This window comes from Roseburia zhanii (assembly GCF_014287635.1).
Taxonomy (GTDB): domain Bacteria; phylum Bacillota; class Clostridia; order Lachnospirales; family Lachnospiraceae; genus Roseburia_B; species Roseburia_B zhanii.
On record NZ_JACOPH010000004.1, the window covers coordinates 88,373 to 100,714 of the forward strand.

A 12,342-nucleotide genomic window follows, 5' to 3' on the forward strand; every position below is an offset into this window, starting at 1 on the left:
ACTCTACCTCCTACTCCTCAATTTCGGGATATAATTTTCGATATTTCTCCATTGTCTTTGTATTGATTCCATGACAAGGACTTACATCATCAGGAATCAGACACTCATAAACCCGTCCGTTCATTCTTTCCTTCCATTCCTTTGCTGCTTCCTCTAAAATAGAAGGTGTCATCATCGCAGTCAGACCATTGAATGCCATCAGTTTTCCTGCCTGAATGAGCGTTTTATCTCCAATCGAACTTCCCACACAGCTTGCTACTTTCCAGTTATGCCAGCCGCCTTCCGGTGCTGCTGTCATCCAGAAGGTCGCATACGGTGCACACCATGAAAATTCAGATGTATCACACAGTACGGTTCCACTTGTTCCAAACTCCATAAGTTCTGTATCTAAGCCCTTGACTTCCACGCCATCATTTTTCTGCATTTCTTTTGCAAGTTCCTGTTCCTCCGGTGTAAAATCAGGTGCTCCTAATTCCGCAAAATTGTCATAGATCATCTTTGATAATACTTTATTTGGTATTTTCTCATGTGTTTCACATAAGATTTCCTTTTCAAATGTTGTTTCGGTTGCCATAGCTCCTGCTTCAACACAGCGGTCAACACGTTCAATGACATCTTTCATCAGTTCTGAAGTGGTAAACCGTCCTACCACCCACATCGTAGTATCTGCCGGAACGACATTTGCGATCTCCGGTCCCACATGGGAAAATGTATAGTTGATCGTATTTCCTCTGTCAGCGGCTGCCGGTTCATAATGCTCTCTTAACATTTCAATTCCCTGTCCGGCTAATAATGCTGCATCTAAGGAACTTCTTCCATTCCATGGAGCATTTCCATGTGCCTGTCTGCCTTTCCAGTGATATTTGATACTAAAATATGCACCGCAGGTATCATAATGTGCTTTATTATAATAAAATGGATGCCAGTCTAAAAAGCAGTCTACGCCATCATAGAACCCATCTTTTGCCATAAATGGTTTGCCGACACAGATTTCTTCTGCCGGAGAACCAAAGATCTTGATTGTTCCGGTGATTCCTTCGTTTCTCATAATCTGGCTTAATGCGATCGCTCCTAACACTTCAGCAGTTCCTAAAATACAGTGACCACATCCCTGTCCCGGTGCTCCCTCGATCACAGGCTCTTTCTTTGGAGAACCCGCTTTTTGGGAAAGTCCCGGCAGACAGTCATATTCAGCATTAAAACCGATCACAGGCTTCCCACTTCCATAGGATGCCACAAAAGCTGTCGGCATACCGGATACACCTTTATCTACCGTAAATCCGTATTTTTCCAATACATCTGTCAACTGTTTCGCACTTTCATATTCCTCTAATCCTAACTCCGGATGTGCAAACAGATGATGTGATATTTTTTCAAACTCTGCTTTGTTTGCATCAATCCATTCAACGACCGCTTCTTTGTATTCACTGATCTCTTTCATAAATTACGCATCTCCTTTCACCATCTGCGTGGGCTGCTTGTCCGCATTTTTATGAAGTAATTTTTTTATTTTTTTGTTCCAGCTTAAAAACTGTGCTTTGCTGTTTAAGATTCCATTCGGCATGATCAGTGTCGTAATGATCAGGATGATCGCATAGATCAGAAGTTTATAATCGTCAATTCCCTGTAAGCTCTCCATGATGATCGTAATGAAGAACGCTCCAAAGATCGGACCTCTGACAGTTGCAAGGCCTCCTAACACGTTCATTGCGATAAATTCTGTCATCATAGACTGACCAAATACATTTGTAGGTGTAAGGATCTTCATATAATGTGCATAGAAGACTCCGCAGAATCCAGCCATATAAGCAGATAATACGAATACTTTGATCTTTGTCTTTGTCAGATCGACTCCTAATGACTCTGCTGCTTCCTGTGAATCCCTGATCGCTTTCATTGCCAATCCTGTAGAACTTTTTGCAAGGATACCGCATACAAGAGCGATCACAGCAAAGATGATAAACATCAGATAATAGTAAGGGATCTTATCTACACCGTTGAAATTGATTGAACCGATATCATGAAAGGAATCCATCATCCAGAATCCTAATTCGCCTCGTGTAAGATCTACTAGGTTTGTAAATACCAGACGGATGATCTCTGCTAAACACATCGTTGCGATAATAATGTATGGTGCTGCTTTTAACCGTAATACCGGAATCGCTATGATGAGTCCGACAACCGCCGCTGCGATCGGTCCTACGATGAATCCAAGCCATGGGCTCATATGGAAGTAGTAATTCAGCATTGCTGATGTATAAGCTGCGATTCCAAAAAATACCTGCTGTGCCAATGACCAGATTCCCATATATCCCATTAAAAGATTCCAGCTAAGTGTCATGGCTGCCCACATCATACATAAGATCAGGACACCTTCAACATAAGATTCATTTCCATATCCGCTTCCCCGTAAGATGATCGGAAAAATAAACAGCACGATAAAGAAAACTGCCGAAATACCTATTTTTCCTATACTATTATCAAAAAATTTCATAAATCGTTCTTTCATTTATCATCACTCCTTCTTTCCGAATAATCCTGTTGGTTTTACCCAGAACATTACGATCACTAATGCATATGCGATAACGTTCTGCCAGCCGCTTCCTAAAAACTGTGTGGAAAAACTTTCGATGATACCAAGTAAGATACCTGCTATAATCGAACCACCGATACTTCCCAGTCCGCCAACGATACAGACAACGAAAGATTTTAACTGGATGGAACCGCCCATCCATGGATTGATACCATAAATCGGTGCTAACAGACATCCTGCTACTGCACAAAGGGCAACTGCGATACCAAAAGTGATCATATAAATACGTTTTGTACAGATTCCCATTAAGTTTGCTGCGAATATATCCTGTGCGGTTGCTGAGATTGCCCAGCCGAATTTTGTCTTTTTGATCACATACATCACAACGATCAGGGTAACGATCGCAACTGCTGCCACGATCAATCTCTGTGCTGCCATGGTGATACCGCCGATCTCATAGATCGCATCACTGAAATATGGAACACCTACATTCGTTTCGCCCCAGACAAGCTGTGCGATATTTTCCAGCATGATACCGATGGCTAATGTCAGGATAAATGGCGTATCTCCAAACTTTCCCCGTCCAAGTGAAGGTGCTAATACTACACGTTCGATCACCATACCACAGAGGAATACTCCTGCTACTGCGATCAAAAGCGAAATCAATACCGGCATACCTAGCATTTTTGACAATGTATAGAAGAAATAGGCTCCTAACATATAGAAATCTCCATGTGCTACGTTGATCATCTTTAGTACGCCCCATGTAACGGTTAATCCTACTCCAAGTACTGCATAATAAGATCCGCTGATCGTTCCATTGATTAAATTCTGCAAAAATATTGTCATACTCTCATCTCCTTATAGTCCCAAATATAACTTCTGAATCTCAGAGCTTGCTAACATTTCCTTTGCATCTCCGCTCATGCGGATTACTCCATTTTCAAGTACATATCCTCTGTCTGCTGCATTTAAGGCAATGTTGGCATTCTGTTCTACAATTACGATCGTGATCCCTCTTTCTTTATTGATCTTTTTGATAATATCAAATACGGTATCTACAATGTTTGGAGCCAGACCAAGTGAAGGTTCATCTAACATTAAAAACTTCGGATTTGACATCAGTGCCCTTGCGATCGCACACTGCTGCTGTTCACCACCGGACATGGTACCAGCATACTGGTTCAGACGTTCTTTCAAACGCGGGAATAATTCTAAGATCCATTCATAATTGCTTTTATCTTTTGTGGAATACGCTCCAAGCATCAGGTTTTCTTTGACCGTAAGTTCCGGGAACAGATGTCTGCCTTCCGGGGTAAGCGTGATTCCTTTTGTGACTAATTTATATGCCGGAACCTTCATCAGGCTCTCATTTTCAAATTCAATTTCACCAGTCCGTCTGGTTTCGATTCCACAAATGGTTTTCATTAAAGTTGTCTTTCCTGCACCATTTGATCCAAGGATCGTTACGATCTCTTTTTCTTTGATTTCTAAATTGATATCATATAATACCTGGACATCTCCATAAAAAGCATTCAGATTCTTAATCTTAAGCATGTACATCCCTCCTCGCTGCAGATCCTAAGTAAGCTTCAATTACTTCAGGATCGTTCATAACTTCTTTGGGATTTCCTTCGATCAGTTTCTGACCATGATTGATAACTACCATGGAATCCGATACTCCTGTGATCGCCTTCATAACATGTTCAATCATCAGGATACTGACTCCCCGTCCGTTAATATCTTTGATCACGTCCATCATTTCTAACACTTCCGTCGGATTCAGTCCCCCGATCACTTCATCTAACAGGAGTAATGACGGTTTTGTTGAAAGTGCTCTTGCTAACTCTAATTTCTTTCGCTGTGCAACGTTCAAACTCATTGCATATTCATCTTTTTTATCTGCTAATCCTACAAATTCAAGCAGTTCTTCTGCTTCTTCTTCACATTCTTTCATTTTCGGCTTTTTTGCCTGACCATAAAATGATCCAACCATTACATTTTCTAACAATGTATTTTTTTCAAATGGTCTTGTTACCTGAAATGTTCTTGCAATCCCTAATTTGCATCTTTCATTTACTTTTTTCTTATTCATAGAAGCACCATTAAATTTTACGGTACCTGTATAGCCTTGATAGAAACCTGTAATGGTATTGAACATCGTTGTTTTTCCTGCACCATTTGGACCGATAACACCTAGGATCTTTCCTCTCTCTAAGTTGAAAGATACTTCATTGACTGCTAAGAGTCCTCCGAATTTCATGCTTACATTTTCAAGTTCTAAAATATAATCTTTATTTTCCATATTTCTCACTTCCTGCCTGATTTAATATGTGCAGCTATTTTTAGCAGTCCGGTCATAACCCATAGAATAAGCGCATACCCTGGGTTATGAAAGAGACTGTCATATTTTTCATTACTTCTGTGTTGGTTTGTATTCTGCAAGTGCTGATTCTATCGGATAGATCTGGTAACTTGCGCCATCCTGGATCTGTGCAGCTTTTACTTCTACATAACCTTCGCCACAGTAGATTGTATGGTTTTCCGGATTGAACTGGATATGTCCTTTGTAAGTATCATAGCCATCTTCGGAAAGTAAGGCTTCGGATAATGCATCTCCATCTACGGATCCTGCTGCTTCCATTGCTTTTAATACAACTAACATATCAGAATAACCATCGATATAATCGAATGTAACGCTCTCACCACAGTACTCTGTCAGCTTATCCTGAAATTCTTTACTTGTTTTGTCATGTTCAACATCTACTAAAAGTGGTGCCCACATCAGACCATCTGCCTGACTTCCGATCTGCTCAACAAATTCCGGCTGTGATGGGAAGTAAATTGCCATATGCGGTACATCACTGAGTCCGTTTTCTGCAAGCTGTTTGATCAGTGCTACACCAGTTGCCGGTGTTGTGGAACAGGAGAAAATGATGTCTGCATTTTTTGTTTTGATATCTGAAATAATGGAGTATAGATCAGTCGCTCCAAACTCCCAGTAGTTTTCAGACACTACGGTATATCCTTCGGCTTCCATCTTTTCTACAACTGCCGCAAGATTAGAACGTCCATAATCGGTTTCATCACCACAGATTGCGATGGTTTTATTTGGTGCTTTGATCGATCCTTTATCGATCAGGTCCAATACGGTATCTGCACATACATCACCGTATACATTTGAATCCCAGCCAAACTTAAAGAAGTGTTTATAACTTTCAGGGTCTTCTACAATCTTATCTGAAATAGCGGAACTTACCGGCTCTAAGGTTGCCATCGGAATATCGTATTTCTTAGCAATTTCCATTGTTGCCACACCAACTGCTGAGTTAAAGGATTCACAGAAAAGGAAATCTACTTTATCGCTTGTGATCAGCTTCTCACAGTTGGATAATCCGGTCTGTGCATCGGAACCTGTATCGTAATATACAACTTCTACCTGTTTCTTTTTACCATCAATGGTAATACCACCATCTGCATTGACTTCATCAACTGCCATCTGGATTCCGGTATTGACGTGTGTACCGGCTTCTGCGGAACTTCCTGTTGTAGGACCAGATACACCGATCTTGATCGTATCTCCCGATGCGGATGAACCTGTGCTTTCACTGCCATCTGTTGTCTGGGTAGATGTATCTGCCTTACTGCTTCCACATCCTGCCATCAGTGACGCCACCATAGCTACCGTTAATACTGCGGATAAGATTTTCTTTTTCATAATGTTGTCCTCCTTCGTGATAATAAATTAGAATTAAAAAGACGCAGATGAAACGTTTTTGTTTCTCTGCGTCTTTGCATCCTTGTTTTCTTGACAAGGATGATTATATGCCCTGAAAATTTTTTCTGCATCATTGAACTTAACAAAATACTTTGTAAAAGTTTACAATTCCTCTGCCATATCTGCCATCAACACTGCATTCAACATCACAGATGCACCTTCTGTACACTGCTCTGGCGAAGAATATTCTTCTTCGCAATGGGACAGCCCTCCCTTAGACTGCACAAATATCATTGTTGTTGGCAGCATATAGCCTAAATACTGTGCATCATGTCCGGCTCCCGAATGGATATACTGATAAGATACACCAAGATCCCTTGCCGCTTTTTCCACATAAGATACCAGCGTCTGATTCCAGTATACTGTTTCTCTCGTCCATGCCTCCTGTATCTCACAGCTACAGCCACTCCATTCTTTCTTTGTACAGTCCTTTAATATCTCTAATACCTTTTTTAGATATTTCGGATCTTTATGGCGTGCATCAAAAGAAAATTCAAAATAATCCGGTACACAGGTATGGATGCATGGATGGCATACCACTTCACCGGTAGTATAGACCAGCCCCGGGATATGCAGGGCATCTATTTGTTCATGCAGGCTGCAAAGCACCTGTGATGCCGCATAAAATGCATCTTTCCTCCGCTCCATCGGAAATGTTCCCGAATGAACGGTCTGCCCTCTTAAGATCACACGGTAATTCATTAACCCGATCACGCAATCCACAACTCCGATATCTTTATGATGTTCTTCTAAGATCGGTCCCTGCTCGATATGGGTTTCAAAAATACACTCATATTTCTCCGGTGTCATCCGGTATTTTTTATCTCCCTGATATCCTGATCGTTTCAAAGCCTCTCCAAATGTGGTCTTATTATCCACGATGCTTTTTGAATCCATCATATCTTCAAAATGATATTTCTCCTGAATCTGTGGTGGCAGATAATCATAACAGACGATTCCTGAACACATCATAGACGGTTCATATAAGGAGCCTTCTTCATTTGTCCAGATAACTGCTGTCAATGGATGCTTGTGCGGGATTTTTTCCCGAACGATGGTTTCAAGTACTTCCATTGCAGATAAGACACCTAAGATCCCATCATAATTACCACCATTTAATACAGAATCCACATGAGATCCCATGGCTATCCGCTTTGCATCCGCATCCTCTCCTGCAATCGTTGCATATATATTACCAACATCATCGATCTCAATAGAAGCACCGATCTTTCTCATTCTCTTTTCAAATTCTTCTCTTGCCATGACCGCTTCTTTCGACAGGGAATATCTGGTGATCCCACCATTTCCGGTTGCTCCAAACGTAGCGAAAGTCTGTATTTTTTCTGTCATATTTTCTAAACTGCACTGGTACATATAAACCCGCCTTCTTTCTTTGTATCCTATATTTCTAATAATTCCTTAATCCTTAGTGCCAGATAATATTTCGTACGGTCTACCGTACTATAGAGATCACATTGTAAGATCTCAGATATTTTTTTCAGATGATAGGAGATCGTATTCCGATGCAGATAACACAATTCTGCCACATCTGACATTTTTCCATTGCATTTTAAATATGCATATAGAATATTGCAGTAATCTGTCGCATTTTCTGCATCATATTGTTCAAGCGTACCAATCTCCCGCTCTTTATACTGCTCTAAAAACTTCTTATCTTTTGTTGTCAGAAAAAGTGTTGCGATCCCTAACTCGTCCATGAAGCCAATATCTATCTGCTCTTTATATTCGATCCGGCACATCCATGTTAAGGCATCGTAATACTGTGACAATTTTTTGATCTCTAAACTTAAATCACTGACTGCAAATGTCAGGCTTCCTTTTCCATCCTGCCACTTTGGAAATGAGAGCATTTCCTGTAACATATTCTGTATAACACTTTTTTCACTTGCAGGAAGGATCATTGTCAAAAAATGATTTTTCCGGAAGATGACATATTTATCAAATATTTTATTGACGTACCGTTCAAAATATGTCCTGATATCATAAAATAACTTCGTGATATCTACACCATCTTCCCCCTCTGTAAGCGTAGGCATACACTTGACCATACAAAACCTGTTATCTGATCCAATCCCCTCGTCTTCTAATACAGGAAGATATTCTTCTGCTTTTTCAGGTGAAAAAACTGCCATTCGGAATGCCGCACAGAGATTTTTCGATTTCTGGTCTGTTTTCATGATCTCATTGCAGAACTCACGGTTAAATTCCACCAGATGAACATCCCATGGCAACGTAAATACCGGAAACTGATGTTCTTCTGCCAGCTTTAAAACCGACGCCGGCACAGATTTGATATACGGTCCGATATTGATGATCAGTCCGCAGGCTTCTTTTGAGATCAACTGCTCTGTGTAATCAAACAGACTTTCGCTGCCGATGTTGGTAATTCCTGTAATTACTACAAGTTCCCCACCTTTTAAAAAGCCAATAACATCCTTATCCTCTACCTGATGAATCCATGTCACCTGCCCCCAAATTCCCCCAGATCCAGCAACTAACTTCATTTTATATTTCCGCATTGCTGTATAGTAGATCCTGTCAAGAGTAACTGACATTATTCTTCACCCTTTCTCGGTCTGTACGTTACTGTTCACACCTGACAGTGTGACCAGCAACGATTACAGCCCATTTAAAATGCCTCTACGAGGCAGGGGCTGTAATCACACAATAATTAACACTATGGCGCATAGCTTGACAGCGCAGTGTCAAGCTTGCGTCTGAACAGTAACGTCTGTACAAATATTTATTACATCTTCATTTACATTTTCTCTTTTCCGGTTTTCTCCACTAACGTAATCTCATAGACAGCCGCTTTATCCTTTGCTTTTTCAATATATTTCATTCCTTCTTCCATAAAATCAGGTGAATATTTTTCTAAGAATAATTTCAAATATGGCTCTTTTCCTTCTTCAAGTACACGGATATCACCAAAACAGATCACACTCTGAAACTTCGTATTGAAACTTTCCGGTATCACTTCTGTATTTCTCACAACAGTAAAGGAAACTTTTTTGCACTGTCTGATATTGATATTTTTGTGTCCTGATGCATTTGTTCCATGCAGATAGATCTTATTATCTTTGTACACATAATTAACAGGGACTGCATATGGATAGCCATTTTCCCCATACGTTCCTAAAATCCCATACTCTGTATTCTTTAATACGTCTTCTACTTCAGCTGCGGCCATTAACTTATCTTTTCTTCTCATTTCCATGATATAATCCTCCTCATTGTTAAAATTTCTTATATCCTGTATAATAAAAAAGAGGCACTGATCTTTCGATCAACGCCTTTGTTTGTTAAAAAACAATACCATATTTATTTCTCTTTGTAAAGTCTACCTGTTTGACCATTTTTGATCTTTATGATAATTAGTTACTGTTCACACAGCAGACAGACATTTACTGTCTGTCTGCGTAAGAAAGTGATTCAGGTGGTGATTTTTGCTTCGCAAAGCGAACTTTCATGCAAAAATCACGAGTTACTGGTCACGGAGTGAACAGTAGCGATAATTATATTTAATTAGTATTTTATTAAGTTCTCACCCATCAGGATAAGTGGAGGTATCTGGAAATGAATGAAAAAACAATGGATATGACAAAAGGGTCTATCATGCCTAAACTGATCCGGTTCGCTCTGCCGGTACTCTTAGGTATGCTCTTTCAGCGGATCTATAATTTTGCTGATGTATATATTGTAGGAAAATTTTTAGGTGATGATGCACTGGCTGCCGTCAGCATCGCCGGATCGGGTATGTATCTCCTGCAGTCGGTCATGATGGGGCTGACTACCGGTGTCAGCGTTGTGATCGCACAATACTATGGTGCAAAAGAAGAACAGAAAGTTACAGAAACATTTGTAACTTCCATTTATGTGGCTGCCGGTTCCGCACTTTTGATCACAATTATCGGTGTGATCGGGGCAAAACCGTTACTCTGTGCCTTGCAGACGTCGGATGACCTGATGCAGGATGCATGGGTTTATCTCGTCACCATATTTGCGGGTTCTATTGGCACGATGCTTTACAACTGGATCTCTGCCGTACTGCGCTCCCTTGGAAATTCCGTTGTTCCACTGATATTTCTGGTCATTTCAAGCGCACTGAATATCGTACTGGACATTTTATTTATTGCAGGTATACCTATGGGTGTTGCAGGTGCCGCACTCGCAACCGTACTTGCACAGGTGATCTCCGGTGTATTGTGTCTGCTCTACGCATTTAAGATCCTGCCCATGCTCCGCCTGTCAAAAGAAAAGATGCATATGGATACCGGCATTGCAAAACTGATCTTAATATACGGTGTTCCTACAGGACTTCAAATGAGTATCATCTCTATTTCAGATATGACTTTACAGGCAATGATCAATACATATGGAACAGCTTTAGTTGTCGCTTATGGGGTCAGCACCAAAGTAGAAGGCTTAGGCTGGCAGATGGCAGATGCGATCGGTACTTCTCTTGGTACTTTTGTCGGGCAAAACGTCGGTGCCGGAAATCCTGACCGTGTAAAAAAAGGAGTCCGCTGTGCCTATCTGATGGATATCATATGCTATGGTATTTTCTGTCCGGTGATCTGGTTTTTTGCCAGCCCGATCATGCAGGCATTCACACAGAACACCGATGCGATCCGTTGTGGGATCGAATACATCAGGATTTTCAGTGGATTTTTCGTTATTGGAGGTTTTTTAGTAATCTATCACAATATTTTACGTGCTGCCGGAGATGTAAAAGTCACTGTTTTAATGGGAGTATCCGAAGTCATTACCAGAATCGGATTTACATTCTTATTCAGTGCCTGCTTTGGCTATTATGGACTATGGTGGGTTTCCCCTCTGACATGGTGTTGTGCCGCACTCGTCGGAGCCGTCCGTTACTACTCCGGAAAATGGATGGGAAAAGTAAAAATTTCATAAAACTGGTTTTGTGAGTTCTCGAACTCACATTTCTATGCTATAATGGGCGCATGTAATGTATGCGGCTTTACGGTTAGTATTTATGCTTACAACAGATTTACAAAATAAGATCAAAGGAGTGTATAAGGTATGGCAGATGAAATCATAACAGAAACAACAGAATCAATGGATGATTACAAGGCAGAATTAGAATCCTCGTTCCGCAAATTATCAGAAGGCGATATCATAACCGGTACAGTGATCGCAGTCAGCGAAGAAGATGTGACACTTGACTTAAAGTATTATGCACCGGGCATCATCAAGGCAGAAGAATTAAGCAGTGATCCTGACTTTAACCTGACGGAATCCGTTCACGTTGGTGATGTGTTAGAAGCTACTATTATCCGCATGGACGATGGTGAAGGCAACCTTCTTTTATCCAGAAAAGAAGCAAATGACATTCTTGCATGGGATAAGTTAAACCAGTATTTAGAAGATGAAACCGTTTTACATGTCCGCATCAAAGGCATCGTTCCAAGCGGTGTGATCGCCTATGTGGAAGGCATCCGCGGATTTATCCCTGCTTCCCATCTCTGCTTAGATTATGTCGAGGACTGCAACCCATGGCTTGGAAAAGATGTAGATGTAAAAGTCATTACTGTAGATCCAGCCCAGAAAAAATTAGTCCTTTCTGCAAAACTGGTAGAACGGGAACGTGCGAAAGAAGAACGGAATCATAAGATCGCCATGTTAGTTCCGGGAAGTGTTGTTGAAGGTACGGTAGAAACTTTAATGCCGTATGGTGCATTTATCAATCTCGGAAATGGTTTAAGCGGTCTTGTACATATCTCCCAGATCTGTACCCGCCGTATCAAAAAACCGGGTGAGGTCTTATCGATCGGTCAGACCGTACAGGCTAAGATCTTAAATACAAATGACAATAAGATCAGCTTAAGTATGCGTGCGATTGAAGAAGAAATGGTGGATACACAGGCCAAGGAGATGAAATCTGTTCAGGAATATGTTTCAAATGAAGCTGCTTCTACGAGCCTTGGTTCTTTGCTTGCGAACTTGAAATTAGATTAGTATGAAGGAAAAACGCTGGCACATAGCT

11 protein-coding genes are annotated in these 12,342 nt (G+C 40.8%); 2 read left to right on the plus strand and 9 right to left on the minus strand.

What is annotated here, in order from left to right; genetic code table 11:
• Positions 1-10 precede the first annotated feature (10 nt).
• From H8S17_RS06810 to H8S17_RS06850, 9 genes are all read right to left on the minus strand, one after another.
• A complete protein-coding gene (locus H8S17_RS06810) occupies positions 11-1,441 on the minus strand; it encodes an amidohydrolase (protein ID WP_186866712.1) in 1,431 nt (476 codons plus the stop codon).
• Between the two features lie 3 nt (positions 1,442-1,444).
• Positions 1,445-2,509, minus strand: a complete 1,065-nt coding sequence (locus H8S17_RS06815) for a branched-chain amino acid ABC transporter permease (protein WP_186866713.1) — start codon at positions 2,507-2,509, stop codon at positions 1,445-1,447.
• A gap of 6 nt (positions 2,510-2,515) precedes the next feature.
• The gene (locus H8S17_RS06820; RefSeq protein ID WP_186866714.1) at positions 2,516-3,382 is read right to left on the minus strand and encodes a branched-chain amino acid ABC transporter permease; all 867 of its coding nucleotides are present in this window, start codon (positions 3,380-3,382) and stop codon (positions 2,516-2,518) included.
• 12 nt (positions 3,383-3,394) lie between these two features.
• Complete coding sequence (locus H8S17_RS06825) at positions 3,395-4,090, minus strand: ABC transporter ATP-binding protein (RefSeq protein WP_186866715.1); 696 nt, start codon at positions 4,088-4,090, stop codon at positions 3,395-3,397.
• Positions 4,083-4,838, minus strand: a complete 756-nt coding sequence (locus H8S17_RS06830) for an ABC transporter ATP-binding protein (RefSeq protein WP_186866716.1) — start codon at positions 4,836-4,838, stop codon at positions 4,083-4,085. Before H8S17_RS06830 ends, H8S17_RS06825 begins: the two co-directional genes overlap by 8 nt.
• 111 nt (positions 4,839-4,949) lie before the next feature.
• Complete coding sequence (locus H8S17_RS06835; RefSeq protein WP_186866717.1) at positions 4,950-6,251, minus strand: ABC transporter substrate-binding protein; 1,302 nt, start codon at positions 6,249-6,251, stop codon at positions 4,950-4,952.
• A 162-nt stretch (positions 6,252-6,413) separates the two neighbouring features.
• Positions 6,414-7,685 (minus strand): Zn-dependent hydrolase, encoded by a 1,272-nt coding sequence (locus H8S17_RS06840; protein ID WP_186866718.1) that lies wholly within the window; start codon positions 7,683-7,685, stop codon positions 6,414-6,416.
• Between the two features lie 26 nt (positions 7,686-7,711).
• Entirely contained in the window at positions 7,712-8,887 is a 1,176-nt protein-coding gene (locus H8S17_RS06845) for a PucR family transcriptional regulator (protein WP_186866719.1), read from the minus strand.
• 203 nt (positions 8,888-9,090) lie between these two features.
• A complete protein-coding gene (locus H8S17_RS06850) occupies positions 9,091-9,549 on the minus strand; it encodes a pyridoxamine 5'-phosphate oxidase family protein (RefSeq protein WP_186866720.1) in 459 nt (152 codons plus the stop codon).
• Between the two features lie 359 nt (positions 9,550-9,908).
• Here H8S17_RS06850 and H8S17_RS06855 point away from each other — a divergent pair, with 359 nt between their 5' ends.
• Together H8S17_RS06855 and H8S17_RS06860 are read left to right on the plus strand one after the other, a co-directional pair.
• Complete coding sequence (locus H8S17_RS06855) at positions 9,909-11,249, plus strand: MATE family efflux transporter (protein WP_186866721.1); 1,341 nt, start codon at positions 9,909-9,911, stop codon at positions 11,247-11,249.
• A gap of 129 nt (positions 11,250-11,378) precedes the next feature.
• Entirely contained in the window at positions 11,379-12,314 is a 936-nt protein-coding gene (locus H8S17_RS06860; RefSeq protein ID WP_186866722.1) for a S1 RNA-binding domain-containing protein, read from the plus strand.
• Positions 12,315-12,342: the final 28 nt, after the last annotated feature.

Excerpts from the sequence above, each read along its gene's own strand:
- H8S17_RS06825 (WP_186866715.1), bottom strand. The coding sequence starts at position 4,090 with ATGCTTAAGATTAAGAATCTGAATGCTTTTTATGGAGATGTCCAGGTA.
- H8S17_RS06810 (WP_186866712.1), bottom strand. The coding sequence starts at position 1,441 with ATGAAAGAGATCAGTGAATACAAAGAAGCGGTCGTTGAATGGATTGAT.
- H8S17_RS06835 (WP_186866717.1), bottom strand. The coding sequence starts at position 6,251 with ATGAAAAAGAAAATCTTATCCGCAGTATTAACGGTAGCTATGGTGGCG.
- H8S17_RS06830 (WP_186866716.1), bottom strand. The coding sequence starts at position 4,838 with ATGGAAAATAAAGATTATATTTTAGAACTTGAAAATGTAAGCATGAAA.
- H8S17_RS06840 (WP_186866718.1), bottom strand. The coding sequence starts at position 7,685 with ATGTACCAGTGCAGTTTAGAAAATATGACAGAAAAAATACAGACTTTC.
- H8S17_RS06815 (WP_186866713.1), bottom strand. The coding sequence starts at position 2,509 with ATGAAAGAACGATTTATGAAATTTTTTGATAATAGTATAGGAAAAATA.
- H8S17_RS06850 (WP_186866720.1), bottom strand. The coding sequence starts at position 9,549 with ATGGAAATGAGAAGAAAAGATAAGTTAATGGCCGCAGCTGAAGTAGAA.
- H8S17_RS06820 (WP_186866714.1), bottom strand. The coding sequence starts at position 3,382 with ATGACAATATTTTTGCAGAATTTAATCAATGGAACGATCAGCGGATCT.
- H8S17_RS06855 (WP_186866721.1), top strand. The coding sequence starts at position 9,909 with ATGAATGAAAAAACAATGGATATGACAAAAGGGTCTATCATGCCTAAA.
- H8S17_RS06845 (WP_186866719.1), bottom strand. The coding sequence starts at position 8,887 with ATGTCAGTTACTCTTGACAGGATCTACTATACAGCAATGCGGAAATAT.
- H8S17_RS06860 (WP_186866722.1), top strand. The coding sequence starts at position 11,379 with ATGGCAGATGAAATCATAACAGAAACAACAGAATCAATGGATGATTAC.